This window comes from Pseudomonas sp. B2021, from assembly GCF_018135665.1.
Taxonomy (GTDB): Bacteria; Pseudomonadota; Gammaproteobacteria; order Pseudomonadales; family Pseudomonadaceae; genus Aquipseudomonas; species Aquipseudomonas lactis.
In genome coordinates this window covers 5,207,969-5,222,258 of record NZ_SMOF01000001.1, presented here as the reverse complement: position 1 = coordinate 5,222,258, position 14,290 = coordinate 5,207,969, and the positions used below count along the sequence as shown (strand labels likewise).

The following is a 14,290-nucleotide window of genomic DNA, read 5'->3' as shown; positions in this document are numbered from 1 at the left end:
GAGAGTGCCTTGGAGTATGGCACGGGAATTCGGTTCCGAAGAACCGTGGGCGCTGGGAAACTTCCTACAAATGCAGGATCAGGGTCTTCAACGGAGGCTGTTGGTCCCTGGAAGGAAAGTCGGCCCCAGGTGTCATCACTTGCCACTCGCGTATCGGGCGCCCGGCTTTTTCCGCGCAGCGCAGCACCTGCTCACGCCAGTCCTCCATGCTGACTTTTGCCAGGTTGTTGCAGCAAATCAGCACGCCATTGTCGGCGGTGGCCAGCAGTGCGGGTTTGAGCAAGCTTTGATAGTCGCGCAACAAATCGACGGTGCCGAAAGCGCTCTTGGCCCAAGCGGGAGGATCGAGCAGTACCAAGTCGTACTGGCGCTGTTCCAGGCGCGGATAGCTCGGCAGCTTCTGCCCGCGACGCTGGGTGATCGGCAGGCCCGCCAATTGGCGAATCGCCGGGAAGTAATCGGACTGCACAAACTCCATGCTCGGCAACTGCGGGTTGAGTTGGCCGTTTTCACGCCCCACCGCCAGGTTGCCCTCGGCAAAATCCAGGTTGCACACCTCGCGTGCGCCGCCTGCTGCCGCGCTCAAACCGACGCCGCAGGTATAGGCGAACAGGTTTAGCACGCTTTTGCCGGCGCTGTTGTCCTTGACCCAGCCCCGGGTGTTACGCAGGTCGAGGAACAGCAATGGGTCTTGCCCGGCGTGGCGCCCACGCACACGGTAATTGAGGCCCCACTCGTGGCCGACCAGATCTTCCAATGCGCCAGGCTCTGCGCGGTACACCGTGTCTTCGCGGTCGATGCGTGAGTTGCCGCGGGCACGGTCGTTGTACACCAGCAACAATTCCAGGCCCATGTACTGGTTGATCAGTTGGTGCAGGTCCAGCAGGTCTGCCGTTTCCAGGGACTGGTGGAAGCTTTGTACCAGCAATTGCGGACCGTAGCGGTCGATGGTCAAGCCGCCGGCGCCTTCCTGGCTGCCGTGGAACAGCCGATAGCAGTCCGTACCCTGGCTGTGCAGCGTGTTGATCAGGTCTTGGCGGTGATCGAGGGCGGCGCGCAGCGCCTGATTCAAGGGAGTCATGGAGCGCGCCTTGCTTGCAGATGAATAAGAAAAAGGGGGCGCGAAGTTTAACAGCTAACCCCGGCCTGCACAGGCCGGGGATTATCCTGGCGCTACCGGTTGAGGCGTTTGTCGATCAAACCGTCCACCACGCTGGGGTCGGCCAGGGTTGAGGTGTCGCCCAGGCTGCCCAGTTCGTTGCAGGCGATCTTGCGCAAGATGCGCCGCATGATCTTGCCAGAGCGGGTTTTCGGCAGGGCAGGCGCCCATTGGATCAGTTCCGGTTTGGCGAAGCTGCCAATCTCCTTGCTGACCAACTCCAGCAGGTGCTTTTTCAATTCGTCGCTGGGTTCGACGCCATTCATGGGGGTGACAAACGCGTAAATGCCCTGGCCTTTGACGTCGTGGGGATAGCCCACCACAGCGGCTTCGGCGACCTGGTCATGCAGCACCAGGGCACTTTCCACCTCGGCGGTGCCGATGCGATGGCCCGAGACGTTGATCACATCGTCGATGCGCCCGGTGATCCAGTAGTCGCCGTCTTCATCGCGCCGTGCGCCATCCCCGGTGAAGTAGTAGCCGGGGTAGGGCTTGAAGTAGGTGTCGATCATGCGTTGCGGGTCGCCGTAGACGCTGCGAATCTGCCCCGGCCAGCTGGCCTTGATCGCCAGGACGCCACTGCCGGCGCCACTGATTTCCTTGCCCTGTTCATCGAGCAACACCGGTTGTACGCCGAACATGGGCTGGGTAGCACAGCCCGGTTTGATGCGCTGGGCGCTGACCAGCGGGCTGAGCATGATGCCGCCGGTTTCGGTCTGCCACCAGGTATCGACAATCGGGCAGCGCTGTTCGCCGACGGCGTTGAAATACCAGTCCCAGGCTTCCGGGTTGATCGGCTCACCCACGCTGCCCAGCAGGCGCAGGCTGGCGCGGGATGTGCTCTGCAACGGGCCGTTGCCTTCACGCATCAGGGCACGCAGGGCGGTGGGCGCGGTGTAGAAGATATTCACCTGGTGTTTATCGATGACCTGCCAGAAACGCGAACTGTCCGGATAACTCGGCACGCCTTCGAACATCAGCGAGGTGGCGCCATTGGCCAGCGGGCCATAGACGATATAGCTGTGGCCGGTGACCCAGCCCACGTCGGCGGTGCACCAGAACACTTCGCCTTCTTGGTAATCGAGCACGTACTTGAAGGTCATCGCCGCTTGCAGCAGATAGCCAGCCGTGGTGTGCAGCACGCCTTTGGGTTTGCCGGTGCTGCCGGAGGTATAGAGGATGAACAGTGGGTCTTCGGCGTCCATCGGCTCGGGTGGGCAGTTGTCGCTGGCGGCGTCCAGGGCGGCTTGGTACTTGAGGTCGCGGCCTTCGTGCCAAGTCACGCTCGCTCCGGTGCGCTCGACGACCAGCACGGTGCTGACGTTCGGGCAACTGGCCAGGGCTTTGTCGACGTTCTGTTTCAGCGCCACGGGTTTGCCACCGCGTACGCCTTCGTCGGCGGTGATCACGGTGCGGCAATCGGCGTCGAGAATGCGGTCGCGCAGGGCGTCAGGAGAGAAACCCCCGAACACCACCGAGTGCACCGCCCCTATTCGCGTGCAGGCCAGCATGGCGTAGGCCGCTTCGGGGATCATCGGCATGTAGATACACACGCGATCACCTTTGTTCACGCCACGGCTTTTCAAGACGTTGGCCAGGCGGCTGACGTTTTGGTGCAGTTGACGGTAAGTAATCGTGCAGGATTTTGACGGATCATCGCCTTCCCAGATGAAGGCCGGCTGATCGGCGCGCTGCGCCAGGTGGCGGTCGATGCAGTTGTAGCTGACATTCAACTGACCACCGGCAAACCATTGGGCGGCACCGGTGTGGATGTCTGACTGCTGGACGCTGTGCCAGGGTTTTATCCAGTCGAGAAAGCCCTTGGCCTGTTCGGCCCAGAAGGTGTCTGGCTGGTCGATAGATTGGCGATAGAGGCGCTGGTAGTCCTCTTGACGCAGTTGTGCAGCCCGGCGGACGGCATCGGCGGTGGGAAAGGTGCTGATATCGAACATGAGCGCTCCTTATTCTTGTTTTTGCGACAAGTCATAAAGATGCACCCTGAGGCAAGAGGGTTCAAGGCCAACGTCCAAACGGACGGTGGCCTTGAATGAACGGCCTCAGCCGCGGTGACGACCGCGGAAGTAGTTGATCAGGCCCTGGGTCGAAGCATCTTCGGCCAAGGTTTCTTCGGCGCCGGTCAGGCGGTTGTACACGCCTTTGCCCAGCTCCTTGCCCAGTTCAACGCCCCATTGGTCGAAGGCATTGATGCCCCACACCACGCTCTGCACGAACACCTTGTGCTCATACATCGCCACCAGCGCACCCAGGCGGCGCGGGCTGATGCGCTCGACCACCAGGGTATTGCTCGGACGGTTGCCTGGGATCACCTTGTGCGGTGCCAGCTTCTGTACTTCGGCTTCCGGCAGGCCCTTCTCACGCAACTCGGCTTCGGCCTCGCTGCGGGTCTTGCCGAGCATCAGTGCCTGGCTTTGGGACAGGCAGTTGGCGTACAGCCACTGATGGTGGTCGGACACCGGGTTGAAACTGACGATCGGCACGATGAAGTCGGCCGGGATCAATTGAGTCCCTTGGTGCAGCAACTGGTGGTAAGCGTGCTGGCCGTTGCAGCCCACGCCGCCCCAGATCACCGGGCCGGTATCGGTGGACACGGGCGTGCCGTCCTGGCGCACGCTCTTGCCGTTGGATTCCATGTCCAGCTGCTGCAAATGTTTGGTGATGTTACGCAGGTAATGGTCGTACGGCAGGATCGCATGGCTCTGCGCACCCCAGAAGTTGCCGTACCACACGCCCAGCAAGCCCAGCAGCACGGGCATGTTGGCTTCGAACGGCGCGTTCAGGAAGTGCTGGTCCATGGTGTAGGCACCCGACAGCAGTTCCTTGAAGTTGGACATGCCGATAGCCAGGGCAATTGGCAAGCCGATGGCAGACCACAGCGAGTAGCGCCCACCGACCCAGTCCCACATCGGGAAAATGTTCTCTTCACGGATACCAAAGGCCACGGCCGCGGCATTGTTGCTCGAGACGGCGATGAAGTGGCGATACAGCTCGGCTTCCGAGCCCCCCTGGGCCAGGTACCAGGCGCGGGCGGCCTGGGCGTTTTTCAGGGTTTCCAGGGTGTTGAAGGATTTGGACGAGACGATAAACAGCGTGGTCTCGGCGCGCAACTTCATGGTCAGTTCGTGGAACTCACTGCCGTCGATGTTCGCCAGGTAGTGGCAACGCACGCCTTTGTGGGCATAGGACAGCAAGGCCTCGGAGACCAGCTCCGGGCCGAGGAACGAGCCACCGATGCCAATGTTTACCACGTCGGTGATCGGCTTCTCGGTGTAGCCACGCCACAGGCCGTCGTGGATACGGCCGACCAGGTCAGTGATCTGGTTCAGCACTTTGTGCACGTCCGGCATGATGTTCACGCCGTTGACCGACAGCTTGTCGCCCACCGGGCGGCGCAGGGCGGTGTGCAGGGCAGGGCGGCCTTCGGAGGAGTTGACCGGTTCGCCAGCGTACTGCGCGTCGATTGCCGCCTTGAGATTGACTTCCTTGGCCAGGCCCACCAGCAGGTCGCGGGTTTCGCTGGTGATCAGGTTTTTCGAGTAATCGAGGAAAAGTCCGCAGCTGCTCAAGGTGAACTGGGAAAAACGCTGAGGATCGGCATTGAACGCCTCGCGCATGCTGAAATCCTGCATGGCTTGGCGATGTTGAACAAGCGCTTGCCAGGCGGGCAGCGCGGTAACGTCATGAGGGGTGCGGTAGTACGCCATCGCTGCGGGTTTCCTTTTTATTACGGGGACTGCCTTTAGGACACTTCAAAGCCCGGAACATCCAGTCTTATAACAAGGATTGGGTTCCAGACAGCGCTAACCATAGCGCAGGGCAGTTACATTAAACCTAGCGTGTGGATATGTCTTGGCTTTGTCTGCGCTGTGGCCGGTACTTTTTTATACCGGCACAGCCGTCGGGGCAACAGGTTGAGGGTAAAGCGGGGTCAGGCGAGGTTCAGGTGCAGGTTATCGATGAGGCGCGTCGCCCCCAGGTAAGCGGCGACCAGGATCACCACATCACGATCTTCAGCCGTGGCCGGGCGCAGATGCACGCCTTGGCGCACTTCCAGGTAGTCCATGCGCAGCCCTGCGGCTTCAATCTGCTGGATGTGCTCGGCGCGCAGTCTGGCGAAATCATGATCACCGCCTTTGATGGCCGTGGCGATCTGGCTGAGCGCGCGGTACAGCACTGGCGCAACCGCCCGTTGCTCCTCGGTGAGGTAGCCGTTGCGTGATGACAGCGCAAGGCCGTCCTCGGCGCGCACGGTGGGCTCGCCGATGATCTGGATCGGCATGTTCAGGTCGCGGACCATGGCGCGGATCACCGCCAACTGCTGGTAGTCCTTCTGGCCAAATACGGCCATGTCCGGCTGGACCATGTTGAACAGCTTGCTGACCACCGTGGCTACACCTTCGAAGTGCCCTGGGCGGCTGGCGCCGCACAAGCCTTCGGACAGCTGTGGCACGCTGACACGGGTCTGACCGTTCATGCCATCGGGGTACATTTCCTCGACCGTGGGCGCGAACAGCAGGTTGCAACCGGCCTGCAGGAGCTTTTCCTGGTCGGCGGCCAATGTGCGTGGGTATTTGTCCAGATCTTCGCCAGCGCCGAATTGCAGCGGGTTGACGAAAATGCTCGCCACCACAAAATCCGCTTGCTGTGCGGCCTTGGTCACCAGGGTGGCGTGGCCGCTGTGCAGGTTGCCCATGGTGGGCACAAAGCCGATGCGCTTGCCGGCGCTGCGGGCGTGGGTTACGGCAGCCCGCAGTTCGCGGACGGTTTTAACGGTGTTCATGCCGAGAATCCGTGTTCAACGCTTGGGAACGTCACGTTTTTCACTTCGCTGACGTAGGCGCTCAGGGCGGCGTGGATGCTGTCCTGGCCGGCCATGAAGTTCTTCACGAACTTCGGCACGTGGCCGGTGATCGACAGGCCGAGCATGTCGTGCAATACCAGCACCTGGCCATCGGTGGCTGCACCGGCACCAATTCCGATCACGGGCACTTTGACAGCCTGGGTGATTTCGGCAGCCAGTTCGCTCGGCACGCACTCCAGCAGAATCATCGCAGCACCGGCTTGTTCCAGGGCGATGGCATCGGCGCGCATCTGGCGGGCCTGGGCTTCATTGCGGCCCTGGACCTTGTAGCCACCGAGGATATTCACCGACTGCGGCGTCAGGCCCATGTGCGCACATACCGGCACACCGCGCTCGGCCAGCAGCCGGATCGACTCGGCCAGCCACACCGCACCTTCGACTTTGATCATGTGCGCGCCGGCCTGCATCAGCTTGCCGGCGTTCAGGAAGGTTTGCTCAAGAGTGGCGTAACCCATGAACGGCAGGTCCGCGATGATAAAGGCGCCATCGTTGCCACGCTTGACGCTGGCGGTGTGGTAGGCCAGTTCATCGGTGGTCACGGGCAGCGTGCTGTCATTCCCTTGAAGAACCATGCCCAGGGAGTCGCCCACCAGCAGCACTTCGACGCCAGCCTGGCAGCTGGCGTGGGCGAAAGTGGCGTCATAGCAGGTCAGCATGGTGATTTTTTCACCTTTGAGCTTGAGGCTCTGCAAGGTGGTCAGGGTAATGTCTGGCATGAAAAGGGTCCTCGTTCAGGCGCTTGGAAACAGCGAGTAACGCGCGTGAGTCTTCGTTTATACAGGCGCACTGTCTTGAAAGCAGTGCTTATAAGGCCTGGATTGCGCCCTGTCGCGCCGGGTTGGCGGCAGCGGGACGCCTATAGTCGTGAGGAGGACACGGGAAGTCAATTGGATGTGTTACCGCATTGTTACGATGGCGGTGTTACCGCTGTTACTGACGCGATTCAGCAAGTTGAGCACGGGTTTGGGCCGCACTGAATATCCAATGTGGGAGCTGGCTTGCCTGCGATGGCATCAACTCGGTGTGGCTGATACACCGAGTCGCTTGCATCGCAGGCAAGCCAGCTCCCACATTGACCGAGTCATTCTTGCGGGAGGCGTTCCAGGCCGACGAACGGGCAGGCGCTGAGCAGGTCGCTTAAACGCTGGCCGTCAGGCAGATGCAGGTCGGCTGGCGCCAGCTCAGCCAACGGATACAGCACAAACGCGCGCACATGCATCTGGTAGTGCGGCACTTTCAGGCGCGGCTCGTCGATCAGGCGATCACCGAACAGCAGGATATCCAGGTCCAAGGTGCGTGGGCCCCAGCGTTCCAGGCGTTCGCGCCCCTGATCGTTCTCGATGGTTTGCAGCGCATCGAGCAGGTCCAATGGCGCCAGGTGGCTGTCCAGCGCCGCAACGGCGTTGGTGTAGCGCGGCTGGCCCGGCAGCAATGAATCGCTTTGGTAGAAAGCGGACACCCCAGCGAGGTGGGAGCCAGGCAGTTGCGCCAGCGCCTGGATCGCGCTGCGCAATTGTTGGTGCGGGGCAGCCAGGTTGCTGCCCATGCCGATGTAGATACGTTCCATGTTTATTCGCCCGCAGCGCCCGAGGCATCGGCACTGCTGCGTTTACGCTTGGTGCCGCTGCGGCGACGCTTTTTCGGGCCTTCGCCGGCGCTATCGCCTTTGCTGCCCAGTTCACGAATCATCTCGCGGCGCTGGCTGTCATTGGCGTCCTGATAATCGGTCCACCATTCGCCCAGGCCATCGGTCTGCTCGCCGGCGCTTTCACGTAGCAGCAGGAAGTCGTAGCCGGCACGGAAGCGCGGGTTGTCCAGCAACAGATCGGCGCGCTTGCCGCTGCGGCGTGGCAGGCGCTCCTGCATGTCCCAGATTTCGCGGATCGGCATGGTGAAACGTTTGGGGATGGCGATGCGTTGGCACTGTTCGGCGATCAGCTCGTGAGCCGCTTCCTGCATGGCCGGGATCGGCGGCATGCCACGGTCCTGCAAGCGCAGTACGCGTTTGGGCAGGGCCGGCCACAACAAGGCAGCAAACAGGAACGCCGGGGTCACCGGCTTGTTCTGCTTGATGCGCAGGTCGGTGTTGATCAAGGCCTCGCTGATCAAGGTGTGGGTGTACGTCGGGTTGTACTCCAGGGCCTCGGCGCTGGCCGGGAACAGCGGGTCGAACAACTGCAGATCGACGAGCATTTCAAAGGTGTCGGCGGCGTAGCCCGAAAGGAACAGCTTGAGCACTTCCTCAAACAGGCGCGCCGAGGGGATTTCCCGCAGCATCGGCGCCAGTTCGCGAATTGGCGCGGCGGTGTGCTTTTCGATGCCGAAGTTGAGCTTTGCCGCGAATCGCACGGCGCGCAGCATGCGCACCGGGTCTTCCTGATAGCGCTGCGTCGGGTCGCCGATCAGGCGGATCAGATTGTTGCGAATGTCGTGTACGCCGTTGGCGTAATCGAGGATGCGCTCGCTGACCGGGTCGTAATACAAGGCGTTGATGGTGAAGTCGCGGCGTTGCGCGTCCTCTTCCAAAGTGCCATAGACGTTATCGCGCAGGATGCGCCCGCTCTCGTTGCGGGAAGACTGGTTGGTGTCTTCCTCTTCATCGTTTTGCGGGTGACCGGCGCGGAAGGTCGCGACCTCGATGATTTCGCGACCAAAGTGGATATGCACCAGCTTGAAGCGCCGGCCGATGATTCGTGCATTACGAAACTCGGCGCGCACTTGTTCAGGCGTGGCGCTGGTGGCAACGTCGAAATCCTTGGGCGTGATGTTGAGCAACATGTCGCGTACGCAGCCACCCACCAGGTAGGCCTGGTAGCCGGCGTTCTGCAAACGTTCGACGATGTTCACTGCATAACGGCTGAATTGAGCGCGCTGCAGCGAATGCTGGCTGCTATTGAGCACTTCAGGCGTGCTGCGTTTGTGTTGCGTTCGACGCAAGGGAGAACGGAATGACTGGAACAACTTCTTCAGCATGGGATGCACTGTTTGAAGGAATGTTCGGCCATAACGAAGAATGACCGCATGATGGGCGGGGATTCTAGCATTTAGTCGGGGGATGGTGTAGGAACAAGCTAAAGGCATTGCGCCATAAGCGTTTGAAGGTCAAATCCCGGAAACTACAAGGGGAGCCGAAGCTCCCCCAGAAGTAGTTGCGTGCTCTATTTTTATTATTGATGTCGGGCTTCTTGTTTTTGTTGATCGCCCTCGCCATAAAGCTTCACCTTCATGACACTCCCAATCGGGAGTCAAGAGCAAACGGATTGCTTTGGTCGCTGTGTTGCTGATCTACGATCCAACCAGTTCAGGCTCTGCCTTAGGGCAGTTTTTGTTGTTCTCGGCCTGGTTGCGGGGCAAGCCCCAAATGCAACGCCTCTCCAAAAGAATCAGTTAGCTGCGCCTCCGCCGTGTTGTTTTTGTTATGCGTGAGTCGATTCGTCTTATTTTTATTGTCTTGTACAAAGCTTGTTATTGTTTTTGTACTAAGCATATAGCAGGGTGCGTGCCAACTTTTGTGCCGCCCAGCAAAACCGGGGGGTTGGGCTGGTTTCGCCGGTTTGAGGGCCAAAAAAAAGCCGGGGCTTCGTTACCGTAAGCCCCGGCTTTTGTTACGTGAAAAGTCAGCGGTAACAGTTTTTTCACATCAACAGGTGTTACCTGTGGGGCTGCGCCCTCAGCTTTCGCTGGCCACCCCGGTCTTGCGCCGTGGAATGCCCAGGCGCTGACGGCGTTCCCACAGGCATTTGCGACTCACGCCCAGCTTGCGTGCGAGCTCGGTCTCGGTCATATGGTCCTGATGCTCGAGCACGAAGTGCTGGAAGTAATCTTCCAGTGACAAATCTTCCGTCGGTTCATGGCTGGTATTGCTGGCTCCGCCCTGCTGCGGGGCCAAGCCGATGAAATCGTCGTCGTCCAGGTCACTGAGCTCAATGTCGATGCCCAGCAACTCGGCGGAAATCTCCGGACTCTCCGACAGAATCACCGCGCGCTCGACGGCGTTCTCGAGCTCACGCACGTTCCCTGGCCACGAGTAGTGACGGATCGCCTGCTCGGCGTCTGCGGCAAATTTCAGGTCGGTGCGATCAATGCGCGCGCCTTGACGCAGCAGGAACGCGTTGGCGATCTCGTTGACGTCGGCGCCGCGCTCGCGCAGGGCTGGCAGTTTGAGCGCGATGACATGCAGGCGGTAATACAAGTCCTCACGGAACTGGCCGATCTTGGCCAGGCTCTTGAGGTCTCGGTGTGTCGCTGCGATCAATCGAACATCGACCTTCTGCGATTGTACCGAACCGACCCGGCGAATTTCGCCTTCCTGCAGCACGCGCAGCAACCGCGCCTGGGCTTCCAGGGGCAGCTCGCCAATTTCATCGAGGAACAAGGTACCACCGTCCGCGGCTTCCACCAGGCCCGCACGCCCGGCGCTGGCGCCGGTGAACGCCCCTTTCTCGTGGCCGAATAACTCGGACTCGATCAGGGATTCGGGGATCGCCGCGCAGTTCACCGAGATCATCGGCGCCTTGGCACGCTTGGACAGGTTGTGCAGGGCACGGGCCACCAGTTCTTTACCGGTGCCCGATTCGCCCTGGATCAATACATTGGAGTCGGTCGGCGCCACTTTGCGGATCTTGCTGTACAAGTCCTGCATCGGTGGGCAGGAGCCGATGATGCCGATCTCGCCGTTGCTGTTGTCGACACCCGGTTTTTCGCCGGCGCTGGCCTTGCCGGTGGGGCGCTGCTCGGCAGGCGCGCTGCTGGCCGACACACGGTCACGCAGGATGCGGGCCACGGCCTGGAGCATTTCGTCGTGATCGAAAGGCTTGGCGATGTAGTCCACCGCGCCCATCTTCATCGAGTCCACCGCCGAGCGCAGGCTGGCGTAGCTGGTCATGATCAGCACCGGGGTGCCCTGGCCCAGCTTGATCAGCTCGGTGCCCGGGGCGCCGGGCAGGCGCAGGTCACTGACAATCAGGTCGAACGTGGGAATGCTGAATCGCTCTTGGGCTTCCTGCACCGAGCCGGCTTCGCTGACCTGGTACTGATTACGTTCAAGCAGGCGTCGCAAGGCAGAGCGGATAATGGTTTCGTCTTCGACGATCAAAATGTGCGGCATTGATTCAATTCTCTCGACGGTCTCAGTTCACAGCGGACGTCGCTTCGACATGACGCGGCAAGGTCACCCGGATACGGGTGCCGCGTTGGCTTTGTGTGTCAGCCGGGCTGTCGATGGTGATTTGTCCATAATGCTCTTCAACGATGGAATAGACCAGTGCAAGGCCCAGACCGGTACCTTCACCGGGGTCCTTGGTGGTGAAGAAGGGTTCGAACAATCGGTCCATGATGTTCTGTGGAATGCCGCTGCCTTCGTCTTCCACGATCAGGTCGACCGTATGCTCGAAAGCCTCGCTCTTGACACGTACAGCACTGCCGGCCGGCGACGCGTCGCGGGCGTTGGACAGCAGGTTGATCAGCACCTGGGCCAGGCGTTGTGAGTCGCCATCGACCCAATGGTCCGGATCGCACAGGTTAAAGAACTGTACTTCGAAATTGCGCCGGTTCAAGGCCAACAGCCCAATGGCATCCTGCGCCACTTCGGCCAGGCACACCGCTTCGTCCTGATTCTGATGGGCGCCGGAGTGGGCAAAGCTCATCAGCGACTGGACGATGCGTGAAACCCGCTTGGTCTGTTCGAGGATCTGCCCGCTGATTTCGGTGATTTCACCGTCTTCTTCGCGCTCTTCGCGCAGGTTTTGCGCCAGGCAGGCGATACCGGTGATCGGGTTGCCGATTTCATGGGCCACGCCGGCTGCCAGGCGCCCAATACTGGCCAGGCGTTCGGAGTGCACCAGCTTGTCTTCGAGCATTTGTGTATCGGTCAGGTCTTCCACCAGCAGCACCAGGCCGCTGTTACCCGGTGCCAAGGGTTCATCGATGGCGGCTTTGTGCAAGTTGAGCCAGCGGGTCTGGCCGTCGAGGGCCAAGTGTTGCTTGTGCAGGTGCTCGTCCGGCAGGTTGATGAAGCCTTGCAGCAGCTCTTTCCATGGATCGCCCAGGGTATTGAGGCGCGAACCCACCACTCGCTGGGCGGCGATGCCGGTGAGTTCCTCCATGGCCTTGTTCCACATCAGGATTTCCTGGTCCTTGGCCAGGGAACACACGCCCATCGGCAGTTCCTGGAGGGTCTGGCGGTGGTAACGGCGCAGGGCGTCGAGTTCGGCGGCCAGGCCTGTTAGGCGCGAGTGGTAATCCTCCAGCCGGCTTTCGATGAAGTGGATGTCTTCGGTAACGTAGTTTTCGCCACCGGCCTTGTAGGGCAGGAAGGTTTCCACCATGTCCTGGGACACGCTCGGCCCCATCAACCCGGACAGGTTGGCCTCGATACGGTCACGCAGGCGGCGCAGGGCATAGGGGCGGCGCTCGTCAAACGGCAGATAGAGGTCACGCAGCGCCTGTTCGACTTCCTTTTGTGCGGCCTTGGCGCCCAGGGGCTTGGCCAGTTGCGTGGCGAACTCCTGGGGCGAGGCCGCATGCAGTTCGCGGCGTTGCGGGCGGCGCACGTTGTCCACCGCGCAGGCTTCGGCGGCGCTGGTTTCCTCGGCGCTGGCGTTGGTGAACAGCGAGATCAGGGTAAACATCAGTACGTTGGCGGCCAGCGAGGCGATGGCAGCCATGTGCCAACTGGTGTCGTCCAGCACGTAAATCATGTTCAGCAACGGGATATAGAAGCCCTGCAAGTTGCCGACCAGCGGTAGCAGCATGGTGACGGTCCACACCAGGATCCCGGCCAGCAGCCCTGCAATAAAGCCACGGCGATTGGCGGTCGGCCAGTACAGCACCGACAACACGCCCGGCAGGAACTGCAAGGTGGCGACAAACGCGACGATGCCGAGGTTGGCCAGGTCTTGCCCGGCGCCCAGCAGCAGATAAAACGCGTAGCCGGCCATGATGATCGCGACGATCAGCGCGCGTCGGGTCCATTTCAACCAACGGTAGATATTGCCCTCAGCCGGCGGCTGGTACAGCGGCAGTACCAAGTGGTTGAGCGCCATGCCCGAGAGTGCCAGGGTGGTGACGATGATCAACCCGCTGGCGGCCGACAACCCGCCGACATACGCCAGTAGCGCCAGGGCCGGGCTGTTGGCGGCAATACCGATGCCCAGGGTGAAATACTCAGGGTTGGTGGTGGCCCCCAGTTTCAGGCCGGCCCACAGGATCAGCGGCACCGCCAGGCTCATCAGCAACAGGAACAGGGGCAAGCCCCAGCTGGCGCTGACCAGCGAGCGCGGGTTGAGGTTCTCGGTGAAGGTCATGTGGTACATGTGCGGCATCACGATCGCCGAGGCGAAGAACACCAGCAGCAGCGTACGCCATGGGCCTTCCTGCAATGGCGTATGCAAGGCGGCGAGGGCGGTCTGGTTTTGCAGCAGCCACAGCTCCAGCTGTTGCGGCCCGTCGAACACGCCGTAGAGCGCATAAAGGCCGACGCCGCCGATGGCGATCAGCTTGATGACCGACTCAAAGGCAATCGCAAACACCAGGCCCTGGTGTTTCTCGCGGGTGGCGATATGGCGAGAACCAAAGAAGATGGTGAACAAGGTGATCAGCGCGCAGAACGCCAGGGCAACCCGATGTTGCACGGGCTCGCGGGTCAGGATGCTGATGGAGTCGGCCACCGCCTGGATCTGCAGGGCCAATAACGGCAGCACACCGATCAACATGAAGATGGTGGTCAGCGCGCCGGCCCAGGTGCTGCGAAAGCGAAAGGCAAACAGGTCTGCCAGGGAAGACAGCTGGTACGTCCGGGTGATTTTCAGGATCGGGTACAGCAGCACCGGTGCCAGCAGGAACGCGCCCGATACCCCAAGATAACTGGAGAGAAAGCCGTAGCCGTACTGATAGGCCAGCCCCACCGTGCCGTAGAACGCCCAGGCACTGGCGTACACGCCCAGGGACAAGGTGTAGGTCAACGGATGGCGAATGATCGCCCGCGGAATCATTCCGCGCTCACTGATCCAGGCCACGCCGAATAACGCAGCCAGGTAGGCGGCGCTGATCAGCAGCATCTGGGTGAGACTAAAGCTCATCGGCATCTTTTTGGCTCTGCAGGATGAAGGTCACGACGATCAGGATCAGCCACAGCAGATAAGGGCGATACCAGGCGCCCGTGGCGTCGATCCACCAATCCATGATGGCGGGGGAGAACAGGTAGATCCCGACGACCAGCAGCAGGACCAAACGATAGATGTACATGTTGGCCT

Annotated in this window: 10 protein-coding genes; all 10 read right to left on the bottom strand. The window is 61.0% G+C overall.

Annotated features, from left to right (window positions below):
• Window positions 1-64 precede the first annotated feature (64 nt).
• Window positions 65-1,081, bottom strand: coding sequence for a class I SAM-dependent methyltransferase (locus E1K68_RS23525; RefSeq protein WP_169900235.1), 1,017 nt, complete (start codon window positions 1,079-1,081; stop codon window positions 65-67).
• Between the two features lie 92 nt (window positions 1,082-1,173).
• Complete coding sequence (gene acs, locus E1K68_RS23520; RefSeq protein WP_212614723.1) at window positions 1,174-3,111, bottom strand: acetate--CoA ligase; 1,938 nt, start codon at window positions 3,109-3,111, stop codon at window positions 1,174-1,176.
• Between the two features lie 105 nt (window positions 3,112-3,216).
• Complete coding sequence (gene pgi / locus E1K68_RS23515; protein WP_003194166.1) at window positions 3,217-4,881, bottom strand: glucose-6-phosphate isomerase; 1,665 nt, start codon at window positions 4,879-4,881, stop codon at window positions 3,217-3,219.
• A 224-nt stretch (window positions 4,882-5,105) separates the two neighbouring features.
• The gene (gene panC, locus E1K68_RS23510; RefSeq protein WP_003194163.1) at window positions 5,106-5,957 is read right to left on the bottom strand and encodes a pantoate--beta-alanine ligase; all 852 of its coding nucleotides are present in this window, start codon (window positions 5,955-5,957) and stop codon (window positions 5,106-5,108) included.
• Entirely contained in the window at window positions 5,954-6,754 is an 801-nt protein-coding gene (gene panB / locus E1K68_RS23505; RefSeq protein WP_003194161.1) for a 3-methyl-2-oxobutanoate hydroxymethyltransferase, read from the bottom strand. The genes panC and panB overlap by 4 nt, the downstream gene beginning before the upstream one ends.
• 365 nt (window positions 6,755-7,119) lie before the next feature.
• Window positions 7,120-7,605, bottom strand: a complete 486-nt coding sequence (folK, locus tag E1K68_RS23500; protein ID WP_137204491.1) for a 2-amino-4-hydroxy-6-hydroxymethyldihydropteridine diphosphokinase — start codon at window positions 7,603-7,605, stop codon at window positions 7,120-7,122.
• Window positions 7,606-7,607: 2 nt separating this feature from the next.
• Window positions 7,608-9,011 (bottom strand): polynucleotide adenylyltransferase PcnB, encoded by a 1,404-nt coding sequence (locus E1K68_RS23495; protein ID WP_003194157.1) that lies wholly within the window; start codon window positions 9,009-9,011, stop codon window positions 7,608-7,610.
• 697 nt (window positions 9,012-9,708) lie between these two features.
• The gene (locus E1K68_RS23490; protein ID WP_003194155.1) at window positions 9,709-11,145 is read right to left on the bottom strand and encodes a sigma-54 dependent transcriptional regulator; all 1,437 of its coding nucleotides are present in this window, start codon (window positions 11,143-11,145) and stop codon (window positions 9,709-9,711) included.
• Between the two features lie 22 nt (window positions 11,146-11,167).
• A complete protein-coding gene (locus E1K68_RS23485; RefSeq protein WP_003194154.1) occupies window positions 11,168-14,122 on the bottom strand; it encodes a sensor histidine kinase in 2,955 nt (984 codons plus the stop codon).
• Complete coding sequence (locus E1K68_RS23480) at window positions 14,106-14,282, bottom strand: hypothetical protein (RefSeq protein ID WP_003176118.1); 177 nt, start codon at window positions 14,280-14,282, stop codon at window positions 14,106-14,108. Before E1K68_RS23480 ends, E1K68_RS23485 begins: the two co-directional genes overlap by 17 nt.
• Between the last annotated feature and the right edge of the window lie 8 nt (window positions 14,283-14,290).

Coding starts and splice junctions, on each gene's coding strand:
- E1K68_RS23525 (WP_169900235.1), bottom strand. CDS start 1,081: ATGACTCCCTTGAATCAGGCGCTGCGCGCCGCCCTCGATCACCGCCAA.
- acs (WP_212614723.1), bottom strand. CDS start 3,111: ATGTTCGATATCAGCACCTTTCCCACCGCCGATGCCGTCCGCCGGGCT.
- pgi (WP_003194166.1), bottom strand. CDS start 4,881: ATGGCGTACTACCGCACCCCTCATGACGTTACCGCGCTGCCCGCCTGG.
- panC (WP_003194163.1), bottom strand. CDS start 5,957: ATGAACACCGTTAAAACCGTCCGCGAACTGCGGGCTGCCGTAACCCAC.
- panB (WP_003194161.1), bottom strand. CDS start 6,754: ATGCCAGACATTACCCTGACCACCTTGCAGAGCCTCAAGCTCAAAGGT.
- folK (WP_137204491.1), bottom strand. CDS start 7,605: ATGGAACGTATCTACATCGGCATGGGCAGCAACCTGGCTGCCCCGCAC.
- E1K68_RS23495 (WP_003194157.1), bottom strand. CDS start 9,011: ATGCTGAAGAAGTTGTTCCAGTCATTCCGTTCTCCCTTGCGTCGAACG.
- E1K68_RS23490 (WP_003194155.1), bottom strand. CDS start 11,145: ATGCCGCACATTTTGATCGTCGAAGACGAAACCATTATCCGCTCTGCC.
- E1K68_RS23485 (WP_003194154.1), bottom strand. CDS start 14,122: ATGCCGATGAGCTTTAGTCTCACCCAGATGCTGCTGATCAGCGCCGCC.
- E1K68_RS23480 (WP_003176118.1), bottom strand. CDS start 14,282: ATGTACATCTATCGTTTGGTCCTGCTGCTGGTCGTCGGGATCTACCTG.